This window comes from Caloramator sp. mosi_1, assembly GCF_028622835.1.
Taxonomy (GTDB): domain Bacteria; phylum Bacillota; class Clostridia; order Clostridiales; family Caloramatoraceae; genus Thermobrachium.
In genome coordinates this window covers 202,118-221,036 of record NZ_CP117677.1, presented here as the reverse complement: position 1 = coordinate 221,036, position 18,919 = coordinate 202,118, and the positions used below count along the sequence as shown (strand labels likewise).

13 protein-coding genes, 13 tRNA genes and 5 pseudogenes are annotated in these 18,919 nt (G+C 32.5%); 28 read left to right on the top strand and 3 right to left on the bottom strand.

All coding sequences use genetic code 11. The features are described 5' to 3' along the window. Positions 1-39 precede the first annotated feature (39 nt). A complete protein-coding gene (locus PL321_RS01590; protein WP_273963238.1) occupies positions 40-1,755 on the top strand; it encodes a peptide ABC transporter substrate-binding protein in 1,716 nt (571 codons plus the stop codon). On the opposite strand, the gene PL321_RS01585 is transcribed toward PL321_RS01590, so the two are convergent. From PL321_RS01585 to PL321_RS01575, 3 genes and pseudogenes are all read right to left on the bottom strand, one after another. Then, a complete protein-coding gene (locus PL321_RS01585) occupies positions 1,719-1,868 on the bottom strand; it encodes a hypothetical protein (RefSeq protein WP_027308599.1) in 150 nt (49 codons plus the stop codon). The two genes, PL321_RS01590 and PL321_RS01585, sit on opposite strands and share 37 nt — an antisense overlap. A 487-nt stretch (positions 1,869-2,355) precedes the next feature. Then, positions 2,356-3,051: a hypothetical protein gene (locus PL321_RS01580; RefSeq protein ID WP_273963236.1), complete on the bottom strand. Its 696-nt coding sequence runs from the start codon at positions 3,049-3,051 to the stop codon at positions 2,356-2,358. Between the two features lie 480 nt (positions 3,052-3,531). Continuing rightward, positions 3,532-4,867, bottom strand: a pseudogene (locus PL321_RS01575) (IS1380 family transposase). A gap of 391 nt (positions 4,868-5,258) precedes the next feature. On the opposite strand from PL321_RS01575, the gene PL321_RS01570 reads away from it, so the two are divergent. The 27 genes and pseudogenes from PL321_RS01570 (at position 5,259) to lonB (ending at position 18,877) form a co-directional block, all read left to right on the top strand. After that, positions 5,259-6,098 (top strand): AIR synthase family protein, encoded by an 840-nt coding sequence (locus PL321_RS01570; protein WP_273964334.1) that lies wholly within the window; start codon positions 5,259-5,261, stop codon positions 6,096-6,098. Next, positions 6,095-6,874 carry a ribonuclease PH gene (gene rph, locus PL321_RS01565; RefSeq protein WP_273963235.1) on the top strand — a complete coding sequence of 260 codons (780 nt, stop codon included), beginning with the start codon at positions 6,095-6,097 and terminating at the stop codon, positions 6,872-6,874. Before PL321_RS01570 ends, rph begins: the two co-directional genes overlap by 4 nt. After that, complete coding sequence (locus PL321_RS01560) at positions 6,846-7,448, top strand: XTP/dITP diphosphatase (protein ID WP_273963234.1); 603 nt, start codon at positions 6,846-6,848, stop codon at positions 7,446-7,448. Before rph ends, PL321_RS01560 begins: the two co-directional genes overlap by 29 nt. A gap of 91 nt (positions 7,449-7,539) precedes the next feature. Continuing rightward, positions 7,540-7,941 (top strand): YfcE family phosphodiesterase, encoded by a 402-nt coding sequence (locus PL321_RS01555; RefSeq protein ID WP_273963233.1) that lies wholly within the window; start codon positions 7,540-7,542, stop codon positions 7,939-7,941. Between the two features lie 63 nt (positions 7,942-8,004). Continuing rightward, a tRNA-Pro gene (locus PL321_RS01550) sits at positions 8,005-8,080 on the top strand. 3 nt (positions 8,081-8,083) lie between these two features. Further along, positions 8,084-8,157: transfer RNA gene (locus PL321_RS01545), tRNA-Gly, on the top strand. A gap of 4 nt (positions 8,158-8,161) precedes the next feature. Continuing rightward, positions 8,162-8,238, top strand: a tRNA-Arg gene (locus PL321_RS01540). Positions 8,239-8,242: 4 nt separating this feature from the next. Further along, positions 8,243-8,319, top strand: a tRNA-His gene (locus tag PL321_RS01535). Positions 8,320-8,326: 7 nt separating this feature from the next. After that, positions 8,327-8,402 (top strand) — tRNA-Gln (locus PL321_RS01530). Positions 8,403-8,405: 3 nt separating this feature from the next. After that, positions 8,406-8,481: transfer RNA gene (locus PL321_RS01525), tRNA-Lys, on the top strand. Between the two features lie 29 nt (positions 8,482-8,510). Next, positions 8,511-8,586, top strand: a tRNA-Lys gene (locus PL321_RS01520). Between the two features lie 6 nt (positions 8,587-8,592). Continuing rightward, positions 8,593-8,676, top strand: a tRNA-Leu gene (locus tag PL321_RS01515). 5 nt (positions 8,677-8,681) lie between these two features. Beyond that, positions 8,682-8,757 (top strand) — tRNA-Gly (locus PL321_RS01510). Between the two features lie 6 nt (positions 8,758-8,763). Then, positions 8,764-8,837 (top strand) — tRNA-Gly (locus PL321_RS01505). A gap of 4 nt (positions 8,838-8,841) precedes the next feature. Next, positions 8,842-8,918, top strand: a tRNA-Arg gene (locus PL321_RS01500). 24 nt (positions 8,919-8,942) lie between these two features. Then, positions 8,943-9,019: transfer RNA gene (locus PL321_RS01495), tRNA-Arg, on the top strand. A 17-nt stretch (positions 9,020-9,036) separates the two neighbouring features. Beyond that, a tRNA-Lys gene (locus PL321_RS01490) sits at positions 9,037-9,112 on the top strand. Between the two features lie 85 nt (positions 9,113-9,197). Beyond that, complete coding sequence (locus PL321_RS01485) at positions 9,198-9,320, top strand: hypothetical protein (RefSeq protein WP_273963232.1); 123 nt, start codon at positions 9,198-9,200, stop codon at positions 9,318-9,320. A gap of 258 nt (positions 9,321-9,578) precedes the next feature. After that, positions 9,579-9,947, top strand: coding sequence for a hypothetical protein (locus tag PL321_RS01480; RefSeq protein ID WP_273963231.1), 369 nt, complete (start codon positions 9,579-9,581; stop codon positions 9,945-9,947). A 596-nt stretch (positions 9,948-10,543) separates the two neighbouring features. Beyond that, on the top strand, positions 10,544-11,044 hold the full coding sequence (locus PL321_RS01475) for a sugar phosphate isomerase/epimerase family protein (RefSeq protein ID WP_273963230.1): 501 nt from the start codon (positions 10,544-10,546) through the stop codon (positions 11,042-11,044). 2 nt (positions 11,045-11,046) lie between these two features. Next, positions 11,047-11,634, top strand: coding sequence for an MBL fold metallo-hydrolase (locus tag PL321_RS01470; protein ID WP_273963229.1), 588 nt, complete (start codon positions 11,047-11,049; stop codon positions 11,632-11,634). A gap of 330 nt (positions 11,635-11,964) precedes the next feature. After that, positions 11,965-12,291, top strand: coding sequence for a hypothetical protein (locus PL321_RS01465; protein ID WP_273963228.1), 327 nt, complete (start codon positions 11,965-11,967; stop codon positions 12,289-12,291). 110 nt (positions 12,292-12,401) lie between these two features. Next, a pseudogene (gene tig, locus PL321_RS01460) lies at positions 12,402-13,694 on the top strand (trigger factor). Between the two features lie 50 nt (positions 13,695-13,744). Further along, positions 13,745-14,331, top strand: a pseudogene (gene clpP / locus PL321_RS01455) (ATP-dependent Clp endopeptidase proteolytic subunit ClpP). Positions 14,332-14,345: 14 nt separating this feature from the next. Then, positions 14,346-15,588 (top strand): annotated as a pseudogene (gene clpX / locus PL321_RS01450) (ATP-dependent Clp protease ATP-binding subunit ClpX). Between the two features lie 259 nt (positions 15,589-15,847). Next, entirely contained in the window at positions 15,848-16,921 is a 1,074-nt protein-coding gene (locus tag PL321_RS01445) for an ISL3 family transposase (RefSeq protein WP_273964333.1), read from the top strand. A 281-nt stretch (positions 16,922-17,202) separates the two neighbouring features. Beyond that, a pseudogene (gene lonB, locus PL321_RS01440) lies at positions 17,203-18,877 on the top strand (ATP-dependent protease LonB). The last annotated feature ends 42 nt before the right edge of the window (positions 18,878-18,919 follow it).

Here is an 18,919-nt window from a genome sequence, read left to right as displayed (position 1 = left end):
TAAAATTATATTAAACTATATTAAAGGGGAGGAATTGAGATGTTAAGGAAGAAAGCAGCTAAGTTTTTGACTTTAGCAATGACAGCTGTGCTTTCAGTATCACTGCTTGCAGGCTGTGCTAAGTCAGGCAAAGAAGGCGAAAAGAAGACAGAACAAGTGATCAGGTACAACATTGGTTCAGAACCAAAGACACTTGACCCAACATTAAACAGTGCCGTAGATGGTGCAACTATAATTGTTAACACATTTGTTGGGTTAACAAGACTTGATGACAAAGATCAACCAGCTCCAGGTGTTGCTGAAAAGTGGGAAGTTTCAACAGATGGATTAACTTATAAGTTCTATCTAAGAAAAGATGTTAAGTGGTCAGATGGAAAGCCAGTTACAGCTAAGGATTTTGAATATTCTTGGAAGAGAGCACTTGATCCAGAAACAGCAGCAGAATATGCTTATCAGTTATATTATATAAAGAATGGTGAAGCATACAACACAGGTAATGCAAAGGCTGAAGATGTAGGAGTTAAGGCATTAGATGATTATACTCTTGAAGTAACTCTTGAATACCCAACACCATATTTCTTATCACTTACTGCATTCCCAACTTATATGCCAATAAGAAAGGATATAGTAGAAGCTGATAAGGAAAAATGGGCTACTAAGCCAGAGACATACATAGGAAATGGTCCATTCAAATTAAAGGAATGGAAGATAAAAGAAGCAATAGTTCTTGAAAAGAATCCAAACTATTTTGATGCAGCAAATGTTAAGTTAGATAGAATAGAAATCAGAATGATTGACGACCAAAATACAGCACTAACTTCATTCCAACAAGGAGAATTAGATTTCATAGAATCACCACCAACACAACAAATACCAACATTATTAAGCCAAGGAGTTGCAAAGAAATATCCATATCTTGGAACATATTTCTATGTAATTAACCTAACAGACAAGGCTAACAATATTGATCCAGCAGCAGCTAAGGCTCTAAAGGATGTTAGAGTTAGAAAGGCACTTGCACTTGCTATAGATAGAAAGGCATTAATTGAAACTGTTACAAAGGCTGGTCAAGAACCTGCAACATCATTTGTACCAAGTGGTATTGTAATGGCAGATGGTAAGGACTTCAAGAATAAGGATTATTACAAGGCTGAAGCAGATGTACAAGAAGCAAAGAGACTTCTTGCTGAAGCAGGTTATGCAGATGGAAAGGGATTCCCAAAGATTACTGTAATGTACAATACAAGTGCAGGACACCAAAATATAGCTCAAGCTATTCAAGCAATGTGGAAGGAAAATTTAGGAATAGAAGTTGAACTTGCTAACCAAGAATGGAAGGTATTCCAATCAACAAGAAATAAGAAAGAATATCTAATTGCAAGACACGGTTGGATAGGTGACTATACTGACCCAATGACATTCCTTGATATGTGGACATCAAAGAGCGGACAAAACGATGCAGGATACAACAACCCAGAATATGATAAGAAGATAGATGCAGCAAAGAGAGAAACAGATCCAGTTAAGAGAATTCAATTACTACACGAAGCAGAAGACATACTAATGAATGATATGCCAATAATCCCAATTTACTACTATGTAAACGTTGTATGTATGAAGGACTATGTAAAGGATGTTCATAAGTCACCACTTGGCTTCGTATACTTTGACAAGGCATATGTTCAAAGTAATTTAAAAGCCCACGTAAAGTGGGCTTTTTATTTTTCAGGAGGAGTTTCTTTTCTTGGTGTGTAGTAGGCACAGTCGGTGCCGTGTCCTATAGCATTTACAATAACACTAATATGGCTAAGCGTACATTTCCCATTTTTTTCGTGTACACAATTAGCTGAACAGTTAATATTTGTCATAAATAATCCCCTCCTTAACTTTAGTATGTTACAGAATAAACTTTTTTAATCAGTAGGTTGTTCTAAATTTAAGAAGATATAAGAGCTATATAAAGAATATTGATTATTGACATATTTAGATGCCTTTATCTGCATATTGTTTTTAGGGTTTAGTCTTAAGCTTTTTAAAAGACTGGTGGCTTTGTGCTTATTTTCATATTTTCAAATAAGTCTTCAATGCCGTCTGTAATCAGCATATCATTTTGCATTATGCCTGAAACCTTTATAACGTTATAGTATGTTTTTGTTAGCTTATATAGAGACTCGGTGTCTTTATTAATTAAATACATATAGTTAAATAGTTTAAATGTTTCTGCAATGTCTCTAATTGATATGCTTATCTTGTTATCATAATCGCGTATATAAAGAGACAGGTCGCTGTTATAGTAAGATGAAATATATCTTATTATTTTGTTTGCACAATCTAAAAACTTTTCAATTTTGGTAACTAAATATCCTTCAATAAGGGCATTTGCACATCTAAGATTAGTATAGAAGGAAACTGGTTCAAAATTGTTTTCCCCTTTTCTACCTCTCCATTGGCTTTTATTCTATTTATTATTTCATCACTAAAAAGAGCTATAAATTCATTATACATTTCTATACGTTCGAGTTCTGTATCTATTTTATAACATCCATATAATATGGTAATAAATTGCGAAAGTTCTCTGGATGAAAGGGATAATGCAGTTTCAATTGATTCAGATATAAAATTAAAAATGCTATTTATTTCAGCTTTATATCTTTCGATGTTTAGCTCCTTTGCATACCTTTTGTATATTTCGTCATTATACATTTTATTTAAATAGAGTAGACTATAATAAACTAAAAGCTGATCCGATAGTTTAACCTTTGATTTATTAGGCTTAATACTGATTTTATCATCACTATTTTTAGTTTTATTTTTAATGTCGATAAAAAGTCCAGCTTCATCTCGCATAAAACTAATTAGAAAATCATAGAACAAGGAGGAGTAGTAAATAAGCAGCTTAGAAAGGTTAGGATGTGATTCTCTATATATTTCTGCTAATTTAAGCATAGATAAAATAGAATAGCACTGGGCCTCAACTTTTACAACTTTATTAAAACTTGATATATCCCACATATATATGCCTAAGTTTACATATTCGTCGGTTGGCGTCATAAAAATTGGTTTTGCTTTTTTATAAATACATTGAATGGGTATAGCGTTGTCAAATAGTTCGTGCAGATTGTCATTAGAATGTTTATATATTTTTTCTATTGTTTTATCATCTTCCTTCAGTAATATTCCACAGCCTGATAAGATGCAAGTGTTAAGTATATTAACTTCGCTGAACTTTTTAGTTCTTTATATATGCTGTTTATTTGTTGTATTAGAGTTATATTTTCCTCCATTAATACACCACCAGTTTGTATTCTTTAGTAAATATAATATGAGTAGTGGACAGGTTAAGTGACTATATTTTAAACTTGAATTCGGCAAGTAAATTTTAAAAAAGTTTCTACTTGCCATTTTTGTTTTCTTTATGAATAAATTTACATTTATTATGATATTTTATACCGTTAGGTCTTTTTTGAGTATACTTAATAAACCCAAATAACATTTGGATTTTTAAGGGAATTTATTGTTTTTATTTTACTATTAAGTATAAACTGTTATCATTTTTCTACTAAAAATATGTATTTGTTTTTGAATATGAGTAATGATTTTTTCTAATAAGCAATTATTTGAAAAACTTAAATATCTATAATATTTGCTGCCGCAAACATTACCACAAACTCTATAAAATATTCTTCTTAATGTACTAATTTCATGATGTTGTACTTCCTTAGGCATGATTGCTTGTTTAAACCAGTTATGAATGTTATATGCTATCATTTTTATTAAAAGGTACAATTCATTGCATTTATGATTTACTAAACTATTTTCGCTAAAGGCATAGCCTTCTTTTATTTCATCTATATTATTTTCAACATCACATCGTTGATTATAATCTTGAAATATTTCTTCAGGTGTTAAATAATTTATATTTGTTACTATTGCTTGATATTTATATTTACATTCTTCGAACATTAACTGATTCATATTTTTTGGAATAATTTTTTCTCTTATAATCACAAATCTTCTTGCTCTTTGCCATTTAGGCAATGGAACTGTAATTTCTGTAACAGATAAAGTAGAACTTATATCGTGCCATATATAATCCTTTGGATTATTATTTATAAAATCTATTATCATTTTAACAGTAGAATACATTTTACATTTAACAACATATTCTATTCCATTATCTTCAAAATATAAAAAGTTTTCTTCATCAAAAAACCTCTATCAAGTCTAACTCTTTTAAGAATATATCTTGAAGGAAGCTGGTTTACACAACTCTTAAAGAAATCTAAAAATTTATAATTACTATGGTGTCTACCATTTTCAAGAGTAATGTTAAGTAATTCATCAGTTCCTGAAATAAACCCAACTTTTTCTTTAAATGATGGTCTTCCATTGTACCTTGGATTATATCCTATTCCTGATTTTTCTTGATTACCAAAGATAGTTATAACAGTATCATCAATATTAATACAAACCTCGCGTACATCTTCAGTTGAAGACTTTAAGTCAAGTATTTTTTATTTATAGTTCTTAATTCTTCTAAAGTTTCTGTTGGTAAAGCTTTTAAGAGATCTCTACATACTTTTTCACTGGGTAATTTATCTACACCTTTAAACTTTTTATATCCTTCATCATTTCTTAATGTTTCAATGTGCATAAATCTTGAGAAACCAAGAATATTTGCATCAATCATGTATTCTATAATTTCTGCAGTATTAAAAGTAGAATTAGCGGCCTTCTTATAGGTTACGCCTTTTTCTAAAATAGTTGGTAATCCTATTATTTGTTTAAAGGATTCCACATAAGAAAAAGTTGCTACAGAAGTAACTTTGGTATCATTAAATTTTGCTTTCATGTTCAAAAATCTAATTTTCTTCTTTAAATTTTTTGATTTTGTTGTAAACTATCCATAGAAATCACCCTTTTGTGTTTTAGTTTTGCAATTATATTTTAACACTTAAAAGGGATGATTTCTTTTAATTTTTGAACAAAAATCCTTTAATTCCAATGTCTTTCGGCATTACTTGCCGAATACAAGTTAAAAAATAATTGTAAATTTTCATAAAGAAAATGTATAATTATAGAAGATAGTTAGGAGGGGATTTTATGGATATTGGTAAGTTACCCAATGACATCTTAAAGGAAATAATACTTGATAAGTTTGAAATAAAAAATGAGGATGTTTTAGTTGGGCCAAGTTTAGGGAGGATTGTGCAGCAGTAAGTTTTGGGGAGGATGTATGTGTTTTTACTACAGACCCTATAACAGCGGCAACTAAAAACATAGGTGCACTTGCTGTAAATATAAATTTAAATGATATTGCTTCATCAGGAATCAAACCATTAGGGGTGCTTATTACTCTTCTTATTCCACCAACAGAATCGCTTGATAATATTAAGAGAATTATTGAAGAAATAAATGAAACCTGTAATAGGTATGGAGTTGATGTATTAGGAGGACATACAGAGGTAACAGATGCTGTGAATAGAATTGTAATATCTGTTACTGCGGTTGGTAAGGGTAAAAAGGAGAGATTTGTTAAAACAGGTGGAGCTGAGGTGGGAGATGACGTAATATTAACTGGCTATGCAGGTCTTGAGGGAACAAGTATATTAGCCCACGAATATGAAGAATATTTAAAGGATAGATTAGACAGAGATACAATTGAAAGGGCTAAGAACTTGCTAAAGGATATAAGTGTAGTTAAGGTAGCAGAAATTGCATCACAATATGGAGTATCAGCTATGCACGATGTTACAGAAGGAGGAGTTCTGGGGGCTATCTGGGAGATAGCAGAGGCTTCAAATAAAGGAATATATGTTATAAAGGAAAATATTCCTGTACTTAAGGAAACTATTGAAATATGTAAAATATTTAATATAGATGCATATAAGTTGATTTCAAGTGGAAGTATGGTTATAACTTGTAAAGACGGGGTAGGCCTTTGTGCAAAACTTAAAGAAAATGGTATTAATGCAGAGGTTGTTGGGAAAATTATTGAATATGATAGAATTTTAGAATCAAATAATGCCATAGAAAGATTAACACAACCATATTCAGACGAGATTTATAAAGCTATAATTAAGGAGGAAAATATATGAGAGTTGATGGAAGAGAGTATAATCAAATGAGAGATATAAAGATAACAAGAAACTATACTAAATATGCAGAGGGGTCTGTATTAGTTGAGTTTGGGGATACAAAAGTTATTTGTACTGCTTCCTTTGAAGATAAAGTTCCACCATTTTTAAAGGGAACAGGAGAAGGATGGATTACCTGTGAGTATGGTATGCTTCCAAGGTCAACCCAAACACGTAAACCAAGGGAGTCCAGTAAGGGTAAGTTAGATGGAAGAACTGTCGAAATACAAAGATTAATAGGTAGAGCATTACGTTCGGTTGTTGATCTTAAGGCAATTGGAGAGAGAACTATATGGATAGATTGCGATGTTATACAGGCTGATGGAGGTACAAGAACAGCTTCAATAACAGGTTCCTTTATTGCACTTGTTGATGCTGTAAATAAACTTGATAAAGAAGTAAATTTTGAGGTTTATCCTATCAAAAATTATGTTGCAGCAATAAGTGTTGGTATTGTGGATGATATACCTATGATAGATTTATGTTATTTAGAAGATTCAAGTGCAAAGGTTGATATGAATGTCGTTATGACAGATAAGAATGAGTACATAGAAATCCAGGGAACTGGTGAAGATAGGCCATTTTCTAAGGACGAGCTTACAAAGTTATTGGAGCTTGCAGAGGGTGGACTTAATGAAATATTTTTATTACAAAAGAAGGTCTTAGGTTATGATGGTTTAAGAATAGGCGAAAGAAGGGAGACTGAAGATGAGATTAATAGTAGCCAGCAACAATAGTCATAAAGTTCAAGAAATAAAAGAAATATTAAAACCTTTAGGAATAGAAACAGTATCTTTGAAAGAGGCAGGGATAGAGGTTGAAATTGTCGAGGACGGAAAAACCTTTGAGGAGAATGCTTATAAAAAGGCAAAAACAATTTACGATTTAACAGGTGAAGCAGTTCTTGCGGATGATTCGGGGCTTGAGGTATATGCATTAGACAATGCTCCAGGTGTTTATTCTGCAAGGTTTGCGGGTGAAGAATGTAATTATGATAAAAATAATGAAAAATTGCTAAAGCTTCTTGAGAATGTAGACGATAAGGATAGAGGTGCAAGATTTGTTTGCACAATGATTTTGATAACAAAAGATGGAGAAGTAATAAAATCAGTAGGAACAGTAGAAGGAACTATTTCAAGATATAAAAGAGGAAACAATGGATTTGGTTATGATCCGCTGTTTATTGTTCCAGACTTAAATAAAACCTTTGCTGAGCTTTCAGAAAAAGAAAAGAATAGCATTAGTCACAGAGCAAGGGCATTAGAAAATTTAAAGGAGCTTTTAAGGGATTATTTTGCTAAAAAGTCGTAGGGGGAATTGTATTGAAGATTGCAGTGGTCAGTGATTCGCACGGGAATCTTTACTCCCTTGATAGAGCATTAAGTAAATTAGGGAGTTTGATATGATTATTCATCTTGGGGATCATTTCAATGATATAGTGAAGATAAATGAAAAGTATAAAAAGCCTATTGAATATATTTGTGGAAATAATGATTATGGTAAAGATGTAAAATATGAAAAGGTAATTGATGTTTGTGGAAAGAAGATTCTATTAACACACGGCCATAGATACGATGTTTACTATAATATTTTAAAGCTTTATTTAAAGGCACTTGAGGAAAATGTAGATATTGTTTTATATGGACACACCCACGTGCAAAGGATAGATAGAGAAGGAGATGTTTTGTTTTTAAATCCAGGAAGCACATCAAGACCAAGAGATGGTATGCCTGGTGCTGCGCTCCTTGAGATTAAAGAGGATGGAGAGATTGAAATCAATACTATTAGATTTACTATAGAGTAAAAAATACTATCAAAAAAGGTATTGACTAAATTAATTTTATGTATTATACTTTATTATGTCAGTCGGGGTGTGGCGCAGATGGGAGCGCGCGTGGTTTGGGACCATGAGGTCGCAGGTTCAATCCCTGTCACCCCGACCACTTGCGGGTGTAGCTCAATGGTAGAGTCCCAGCCTTCCAAGCTGGTTGTGTGGGTTCGATTCCCATCACCCGCTCCAATATGCGCCTTTAGCTCAGTTGGATAGAGCAACGGCCTTCTAAGCCGTGTGTCAGGAGTTCGAATCTCTTAAGGCGCACCATATGGTGGGTATAGCTCAGTTGGTTAGAGTGCAAGATTGTGGCTCTTGAGGCCGTGGGTTCGAATCCCACTATCCACCCCATTTATGTTGGGCAGTCGCCAAGTCGGTAAGGCACGGGACTTTGACTCCCGCATTCGTTGGTTCGAGTCCAGCCTGCCCAGCCATTTGAGCCACTAGCTCAGTCGGTAGAGCACAAGACTTTTAATCTTGGTGTCCGGGGTTCGATTCCCCGGTGGCTCACCAGTTTACATAGCCGTAAGGCTAATATATATGGGCCATTAGCTCAGTTGGTAGAGCACCTGACTCTTAATCAGGGTGTCCTGGGTTCGAGTCCCCGATGGCCCACCATAATATGCGGGCGTGGCGGAATTGGCAGACGCGCTAGACTTAGGATCTAGTGCCCAGTGCGTGGGGGTTCAAGTCCCTCCGCCCGCACCATATATGCGGGAATAGCTCAGTTGGTAGAGCGTCACCTTGCCAAGGTGAATGCCGCGGGTTCGAGTCCCGTTTCCCGCTCCAGAATCTGCGGGTGTAGCTCAATGGTAGAGTCCCAGCCTTCCAAGCTGGTTGTGTGGGTTCGATTCCCATCACCCGCTCCAATATGCGCCTTTAGCTCAGTTGGATAGAGCAACGGCCTTCTAAGCCGTGTGTCGGGAGTTCGAATCTCTCAAGGCGCACCATTTTTTATTATGGCGCGAATTCGTGCGCCCATAGCTCAGTTGGATAGAGTTACAGACTTCGAATCTGGAGGTCGTAGGTTCGAGTCCTACTGGGCGCACCAGAAAGAATACAAAATATGGGCCATTAGCTCAGTTGGTAGAGCACCTGACTCTTAATCAGGGTGTCCTGGGTTCGAGTCCCCGATGGCCCACCAAAAGCCTTCATTAAAAGAAGGCTTTTTTATTTGCATAATAGGGTATAATAGCATATGATGGAACAATTAAAGGGAGGAGATAACTTTGGGAAAACCAAGTATCTTTAGTAGAAACTATGAAGAACAGATGAGAAGAAGAAGGATAAATATAATATTAATAATATTAATAATAATTTCTGCTACCTTTTTTACGTACAATATCAGTTAAATAAAAGAGGTATTGATATAAATATTTCCAGAAGGATAAAATTCTTTAAAAGGAACAAAGTGATATAAACAAAGATATAAATGTTAATAAAGAAAGCAAAAGAGAAGAAGAAACTAAGACATCAAATGAAGAAAATAAGGTAGATGAAACATTAAAGGAGTATACTTATATTTCTAACACACAAAAACAGTTTAAAATAATATATAAAGATGAAAATGGTATAAAAAATTCATAGAAGTAAAGGCCGATGGACTCAATGTGGATTATGATATTTTAAAGGACGGAACAAAGGTAGTATTTGATGATAAAGAAAACCAAAATATAATTGTATATTCAATAGATGGTACATATCAAGATATAACATTAAAGACTCTTAAGACGTCTAAATATGTCTTTGAAAAAGAAAGGATTCTTCAGAGACATAAGGATTATATATGGGCAGAGAGACCACACTTTACATCTGATGGTAAAGTTGTATTTCTTACAAAGCTTCCATATAATTTAACTAAAAGAGGTATATTTATCTGGTTTGCAGATTATAATGGTTCTGGATTGGTAAGAATAGGTGAGTTATCCTATGATATTAATAAAATAAAATATGATGGATTTGATGAAAAGAAGCTTTGAAAATAATTTCAGATAATAAAATATTTGTTTTAGAAAAGGGAAAATATAGACTTAAAGAGTTAAAATAATATAAAAATAAAAATCCTCTATATTACATAGAGGATTTTTAATAGATATTATGTAGTTAACTTAATTTTAGAAGGTTGTATAAAAAGGCAACCCCTTTTAAAATTGGTTTGGCAGCATTAAAACAGAACGAAACAGGAGTTAACAAACAGGAGATTGGGATTGCCTTTTTAACTTATTCATCACATTAATTAATATTACCTTTAATTTAGGGAATTATACATTTAAACATTAAATTTTTAGGAGGATTTTATGAACTTTGGTATTTCAACAGCTTGCTTTTATCCAGAAGTTTTAACAGAAGATACACTTAAGCTCATCAACAAAATGGGGTTTAAACTCTGTGAGGTGTTTTTGAATCAGAGTCTGAGATGAAGGATGAAATACTTTGGAAAATAGATGAAAATATAAAAAGTATAATTTAAATATAAATACAATACATCCTTTTCCTGCTACCTTTGAACCCTTTTTATTTGATGTTTATGAAAGAAGAAGACAGGAAATGGAAACAAAGTTTAGATTAGCCTGTAGTGCAGCAAAAGCTTGGTGCAAGGTATTATATATTTCACGGACAGAGAAATAATAATCAAACTAAAGATGCAATTTGGACTGCAAAGGTTATGGATAATTTATGTAAAATAGCCTATGAATATGATGTAAAGATAGCTTGGGAAAATGTTTCGTGGTGTATGGGAAGCGACCCTAAATTTATAAAGGCTGTAAAGGAAAATATGAAGGAGGAAATTTATTTTACTTTAGATGTAAAGCAAGCAATAAGGAGTAATAGGAGTATAGATGAGTATTTAAACGTTTTTGAAGGTAGAGTTGTAAATGTACATATATCTGATTCTGATGAGTTTTGTGACTGTTTACTACCAGGCTATGGTTTATATGATTTTAAAGATGTAATTTATAAAACTAAAAATTTAAACAAGGATTGTCAATATATTATTGAGGTTTATAGGGACAATTATAGGGACTTTGAAGAAATAAAGAAAAGCTTTGAATATTTGAGTAATTTGGAGGTATAACATTGAAGAGGATTTTAAATGCTTTAATTATAGTTTTGACTATTTTTCTTATAGGATGTATTGAAGTAAATGTTGAGGAATCAAATAGAATAGAGAATCAGCTTAAGGTTATAGTTTTTGATGTAGGTCAAGGGGATTCGATTTTAATTAAAACACCTAAGGGTAAAAATATATTAATAGATTCTGGTTCAAATAGTGTAAAGGGAAAATTTTTAGATAAACTCAACAAAAACACAAAGAGGAATATAGAGGTTTTAATAGCCACACATCCCCACGAAGACCACATAGGTAATATGGATGATGTTATTAAAAATTATAATATAAAAGAAATTTATATACCTAAGGTGACAACAAATACAAAAACATTTATTAGTATGATGGATGAAATAAAAAATAAAAATTTAAAAATAAAAACTGCAAAGGCAGGAATTAAGTTTAATATAGATGGTGTGGAGTTTGAATTTTTAGCTCCAAATAATAATTTTTATGAAGAGTTAAATAATTATTCGGTTGTAGTAAGAGTTAAATATGGTGAAAAGGCTTTTTACTTATGGGTGATGCAGAAAAACTCTCAGAGGGAGAAATATTAAAAAAGGCTATGAAGTAAAAGCAGATGTCATTAAATTAGGGCATCACGGCAGTTCATCCTCATCATCTGTACAATTTATAAAAAAGTAAATCCTATATATGCGGTAATTTCAGTAGGTAAAGACAACAGCTATGGGCATCCACATAAAGAAGTCATCTATCTTTTAAATAAATTAGGGATAAAATATTTTAGAACAGATGAAGTAGGAGATATGGAATTTACAACTGATGGAAAAAGTATATGGATAAAAAAATAGATTAAACTGTTTAAATTTTATGTATAATGGGATATAATGTAAAGGGATAATATATTTTGTATTGTGGGTGATATTTTGAAGGTTTATTATGACAGAGTACACGACATAGTTAGTTTATACTTTGATATGGAGGATGTAGAGGAGAGTGTTTCTTGTGATGACAATACCAACAAGATAAAAAGAGACTATGATTTTGATGAAGCAGCCTCCTTAATACTTGATATGGTAGATGTATTTGATAAAAACGGAAGGTGTGTAGGATTTAGAGTTTTTAATGCTTCAAAATATTATGATATAAATCTTTTAAATAGTGCAGAGGAGGAAGTATTAAGTGAAGAAAATGTAAAATTACCAGAGGATAAGGTTATAGCAAGGTTTTCTAATGGTCAAATAATTACTTGACACTATTGAACTTATTTTTTAATTGTGTTATTATTACAATGTTAAACTGTAATAAAAGGCTGTTTATATATAGCAACAGGTAGAACAAAATGTTGATAGGAGGAAGCAAAATGAATACAAAGGTAGAAAGATTGGAAAATAATAAGGTAAAACTTGAAATAACAGTTTCAAGTGAAAAATTTAATGAAGCAGTAGAAAAGTCCTACAGAAAGAATGCATCAAAGTTTAATATTCCAGGATTCAGAAAAGGAAAGGCTCCAAAGGCAGTTATAGAAAAATACTATGGAGAAGGTGTTTTCTACGAAGATGCAATTAACTACATATTAGATGAAACTTATCCAGTAGCAATAAAGGAAAACAATATTGAACCTGTTGATAGACCAGAAATAGATGTTGTAAAGATTGGTAAGGGAGAAGACTTTGTATATACTGCAGAAGTTGTTGTAAAGCCAGAAGTTAAACTTGGAGATTATAAAGGAATAGAAGTTAAGAAGATTGAATATGCTGTTACAGATGCAGATTTAGAAGCAGAACTAAATGCTTTAAGGGAAAAAGTGCAAGATTAACAACAAAACAAGAAGGAAATGTTGAAAATGGAGATATAGCAGTTATTGATTTTGAGGGATTTGTAGATGGTGTTGCATTCCCAGGAGGAAAGGCTGATAACTACAACCTAACTATAGGTTCTGGAACATTTATTCCAGGTTTTGAAGATCAACTTGTTGGTGCAAAGGTTGGAGAAACAGTTGACGTTAATGTTACATTCCCAGAAGACTATCACGCAGAAGAACTAAAGGGAAAACCAGCTCTATTCAAGGTTACTATAAAGGAAATCAAAGTTAAGCAACTTCCAGAATTAGATGATGACTTTGCAAGTGAAGTTTCAGAATTTAATACATTAGAAGAATTAAAGAAGGACATTAAGGCTAAACTTGAAAAGGAAAATGAAGAAAGAGCAAAGAGAGATTTAGAAGAAGAAGTTCTAACAAAGGCAGTAGATGCTTGTGAGGTTGAAATCCCAGAAGTTATGATAGGAACACGAAATAGACTATATGATTAAAGACCTTGATTATAGATTAAGATATCAAGGAATGGATATAAATAGCTATGTAGATATGCTTGGAATTACAATGGAAACATTAAGAAATGATTTCAAAGAAGTTGCTAAGAAGAGAGTAAAAATAAATCTTGTTGTAGAAGCAATAGCAAAGGCAGAAAATATAACTGCTACAAATGAAGAAGTAGAAAATAGAGCAGAAGAAATTGCTAAGATGTACTCAAAGGATGACGTAGAAAAGATGAAGAATGCTATTTTAATGACTGAAAGATATATGATTGAAGAAGAAATAGTTAACAATAAAGTTGTTGAATTTCTTGTTAACAATAGTAAAGTTACAGAATAATATATAAAAGGCTAGCATATGCTAGCCTTCATTAAAAGGAGGTTATGAATATGAGTTTGGTACCAATTGTTGTTGAACAAACCAGTAGGGGTGAAAGGTCTTACGACATTTATTCAAGGCTTTTAAAGGAAAGAATAATTTTTCTATCAGATGAAATAAATGATCAGACTGCGAGTTTAGTTGTTGCACAACTACTATTTTTAGAGGCAGAAGACCCAGATAAGGATATATACTTGTACATAAACAGCCCAGGTGGACAAATAACATCCGGAATGGCTATATATGATACAATGCAATATATAAAACCAGATGTTTCAACAATATGTGTTGGTATGGCAGCATCAATGGGTGCATTTTACTTGCAGCAGGTGCGAAGGGAAAGAGATTTGCACTTCCAAACAGTGAGATTATGATACATCAACCACTTGGTGGTGCACGTGGTCAGGCAACAGACATAAAAATTCACGCTGAACACATTTTAAGAATTAAGAAGAGATTAAATCAAATTTTAAGTGAAAGAACAGGTCAACCAATTGAAAAGATAGAACAAGATACTGAAAGAGATTATTTTATGACAGCAGAGGAAGCAAAGGCATATGGCATTATAGATGATGTTATAACTAAGAAGAGTAAGTAATGCGAGGTGTAACAATGCCAAAAATAGATGACAAGAAACAACTTAAATGTTCCTTTTGTGGGAAAACACAGGAACAAGTAAAAAGATTAATAGCAGGCCCAGGTGTGTATATTTGTGATGAGTGTATTGAACTCTGCTCTGAAATAATAGAAGAAGAACTATTTGAAGAGCAGGAGGTGGAGTACACAGACTTACCAAAACCAAGGGAAATTAAAGAATACTTAGACCAATATGTAATAGGTCAAGATGAGGCAAAAAGCTTTGGCGGTTGCTGTGTATAACCATTATAAGAGAATAAATATGCCAAAGATAAAAAATAAGGATATTGAGCTACAAAAGAGTAACATACTTTTATTAGGACCAACAGGTTCAGGTAAAACACTGCTCGCTCAAACATTAGCAAAGCTTTTAAATGTACCCTTCGCAATAGCAGATGCAACAACTTTAACAGAAGCTGGATATGTAGGTGAAGACGTTGAAAACATTCTTTTAAAGCTAATACAGAATGCAGATTACGATATAGAAAGAGCAGAAAAAGGTATAATCTATATAGATGAAATCGATAAAATCGCAAGAAAGTCAGATAATCCTTCAATAACAAGGGATGTATCTGGTGAAGGTGTGCAACAGGCACTACTTAAAATATTAGAAGGAACAGTAGCCAATGTTCCACCACAAGGCGGAAGAAAGCATCCACATCAAGAGTTTTTACAAATAGACACAACTAATATACTATTTATTTGTGGTGGTGCATTTGATGGTATAGAAAAGATTATAGAAAAGAGAATGCACACTAATTCAATGGGATTTGGTGCGGAAATCAAGAGTAAGCAAGAAAAGAACGTTGGAGAACTTCTCAAAAATATTTTACCAGAGGACTTATTAAAGTTTGGTATGATACCAGAGTTTGTAGGTAGAGTACCTATTGTGGTTACACTTGATCAGCTTGATAAGGAAGCCTTAATAAGGATACTAACTGAACCTAAAAATGCACTTGTAAAACAATATCAAAAGCTTTTAGAATTAGATGGTGTTGAGCTTGAATTTGAAAAGGAAGCACTTTATAAAATAGCAGATGAAGCAATAAAGAGAAAGACAGGTGCAAGAGGATTAAGAGCTATAATAGAAGAAATAATGCTTGATATAATGTTTGATATTCCATCAAGGGATGATGTTGCAAAATGCATCGTAACCCTTGATACAATAGAAAAGAAGCAACCACCTACTTTAATAGTTGGAGAAAATTTAAAAAAGTAAAAAAACTTCCTCTAAAAAAATAGGTTCTATAATAAATGTTGGGGCGTAGACCCAGCATATTTTTTACAAAAAATATGTGCACCTGATTAGACACCTGGTAAAATTAAAATAACCAAACAAAAACCTTACCTGAAAGGAGGCATCCATCAAGTGCACACTAATAATTCTATCAAAAATTTATTAGGTTTTAAAGATGTTATTATAAAAAGATTATTCATAATGACACGTACATTGAGATATACTTAGAAACTAAGAAAAAATTTGTACTTGCCCTAATTGTAATTCCAAAGTTACAAGAGTTCACGATTATAGAATTCAGCGTATTAAAGACATACCCTTATTCTTTAAACATACTTTTATCATTCTTAAAAAACGTAGATATCGTTGTAATGCCTGCGGCAAAAAATTTTATGAACATATAGAATTTTTACCTCGTTATCATAGAATAACTAATAGATTAGCTATGTTTGTAATTTATGAATTATCTAATGAATATAGTATGACATCAGTTGCTAGAAAAACTAATCTATCTATCGATACTATAAAACGTATTTTTGATAATGTATCTTACTCTTCTCCTACTAATTTACCTAAAATAATATCTATAGATGAATTTAAAGGTAACTCTGGTGGTTCTAAATATCATTGTGCAATAGTCGATCCTGTTAATCATAAAATACTAGACATTATTAAAGATAGAAAAGAGCATATTCTTATAGATTATTTTAGAAAAATTAAAAATCGCGATAGCGTTACACACTTTATTTGTGATATGTGGCAACCCTATATTGATTTAGCTAAAACTTATTTCAAAAATGCTGTAATTGTTATAGATAAATTTCACTATATTAGACAAGTCATATGGGCAGTAGAAGCGGTAAGAAAACGTATCCAAAGAGAACTATCAATTAAATTAAGAAAATACTTTAAAAGAAGTAAAAAGCTTATTTTAAAAAGATATGGCTTACTTGATACAGATTCAAAGTTAGCTTTACAAGTTATGTTTTCTTATAATAGTGAATTAGCAATTGCCCACACTTTAAAGGAAAAGTTATTGAGTATTATTGATGCTTCACCTTCTTCTAACGAAGCTCGTGTCCTCTTAAAAGATTGGATTAAACTTGCACAAAATAGTGGTATCAATGAATTGAAAAGATGTGCAAATACCTATATCAGATATTTTAATGAGATTTGTAATTCTTTTGATATTCCTTATACAAATGCTTGTATAGAAGGATTTAATAATAAAATCAAAGTTATTAAAAGAATAGCCTTCGGCTATAGAAATTTTGATAGATTCAGGAATAGAATTCTTCATTGTTGTAATAAATAATCTGTTAAATATTGTATTTTAGGAAATCCAACTATCGTTGGTCTTTTTGTCGTGCAATTTTTAAGGGTAAACTCCCTCATCCTATCTATCTTGCTAAAATCATTATCAAATAAGAAAGGACAGGCATTCTAATCTAATGCCCGCCCCAACTATTGACAAAGAGCCAAAAATAAATTAAAAACTGAGATTGTTTCTTAAAAGTGGCTAAAATTAGCCACTTTTCTTTTTGAATAAAAAGAATTTATAAACACATACTATATTTAAACAAAGGAGGGGTTAATATGGCATATGCTTCACAGCTGCTGGTGATTGTTAATTTAATTTTCACAGCAATAATAGGACTCTATTTTTACAATGCACTAAAAAATCAACAGAGCAGTAAAATATATATTGAAAAGGAGAGTAAAAAGGAACTTGAAAAACTCTATAAAATGAGAACAACAAGTTTAACAGAGCCTCTCTCTGAAAAAACAAGGCCTTCAACCTTCAGAAGATATTGTAGGACAAGATAGAGGAATAAAGGCACTTAAGGCAGCACTTTGTGGGCCAAATCCACAGCACGTTATAATATATGGTCCTCCAGGAGTAGGAAAGACAGCAGCAGCAAGGCTTGTGCTTGAGGAAGCAAAAAGAACCCTCTATCGCCCTTTAAACAGGATGCTAAATTTGTTGAGGTTGATGCAACAACAGTTAGATTTGATGACAGAGGTATAGCTGACCCGTTAATAGGATCTGTACACGACCCTATATATCAAGGTGCTGGACCTCTTGGTGTTGCAGGTATTCCTCAACCAAAGCCTGGTGCAGTTACAAAGGCACACGGTGGAATTTTATTTTTAGATGAAATAGGAGAATTACATCCTGTACAAATGAATAAACTTCTAAAGGTTTTAGAGGATAGGAAGGTATACTTAGAGAGTGTATATTATTCATCAGAAGATCCAAACATACCTGTACATATACGTGACATATTTGAAAATGGTCTCCCAGCAGATTTTAGACTTGTTGGTGCTACTACTAAAAATCCAGAGGATATTCCGCCAGCTATTCGTTCACGTTGTGTTGAAATATTCTTTAGAGCATTAACCCAGGATGAAATTGAGAAGATATCAATAAATGCAGCAAAAAGGTGGCTTTGAAATATCAAAGGAGGCAGCAAAAATTGTAAGTAAATATGCAACTAATGGCAGAGAAGCTGTAAATATAATCCAAATAGCAGGAGGAATAGCAATTAATGAAAAGAGGAAAGACATAACTGCACAGGATGTTGAATGGGTTATAGAAAGTGGAAATTATTCGCCAAGACCAGATAAAAAATAGAGGTCGAGGCACAAATAGGTCTTGCTAATGGTCTTGCAGTTTATGGACCTAATATGGGTACACTTCTTGAGGTAGAAGCTGTTGCTATAAAGCAGGATGGATTATTTGGAAAGCTTATTGTAAATGGAATAATAGATGAGGAGGAGACAGGATCCTACGGTAAAAATATAAGAGAAAAAGTACATCTAAGGGTTCTGTTGAAAATGTATTGACTGTTTTAAGAAAATGTTTTAATATTGATACGCGTCAATATGATATACACGTTAATTTCCCAGGTGGTATGCCTGTAGATGGACCATCTGCAGGGTTACAATTACAACTGCAATTTACAGTGCAATTACCAAATTACCTATAAATAACGAAGTTGCAATGACAGGTGAAATATCAATAAGAGGGCTTGTAAAACCTGTTGGAGGAATACTTGCTAAAATTGAAGCAGCAAAGAGAGCAGGAGTAAAGAAAGTTTTAATTCCTAAGGATAATTATCAGGAAAGTTTTAAAGAATACGATATAGAAATAATTCCAGTAGAACATATAAAAGAAGTTATAGAAAACGCAATATTGCAAGAAAATAAACGAGTTATTATTGATAAAGAAATATCGGATGTAGGTATATTGACAGCTAGTAATTTATAATAATAATAATATAAAGGTATGCACATACTAGCATACCTTTAA

Bases quoted from the DNA above. Each gene is read 5' to 3' on its own strand.
- PL321_RS01590 (WP_273963238.1), top strand. From the start codon at position 40: ATGTTAAGGAAGAAAGCAGCTAAGTTTTTGACTTTAGCAATGACAGCT.
- PL321_RS01585 (WP_027308599.1), bottom strand. From the start codon at position 1,868: ATGACAAATATTAACTGTTCAGCTAATTGTGTACACGAAAAAAATGGG.
- PL321_RS01580 (WP_273963236.1), bottom strand. From the start codon at position 3,051: ATGACGCCAACCGACGAATATGTAAACTTAGGCATATATATGTGGGAT.
- rph (WP_273963235.1), top strand. From the start codon at position 6,095: ATGAGAGTTGATGGAAGAGAGTATAATCAAATGAGAGATATAAAGATA.
- PL321_RS01560 (WP_273963234.1), top strand. From the start codon at position 6,846: ATGAGATTAATAGTAGCCAGCAACAATAGTCATAAAGTTCAAGAAATA.
- PL321_RS01555 (WP_273963233.1), top strand. From the start codon at position 7,540: ATGATTATTCATCTTGGGGATCATTTCAATGATATAGTGAAGATAAAT.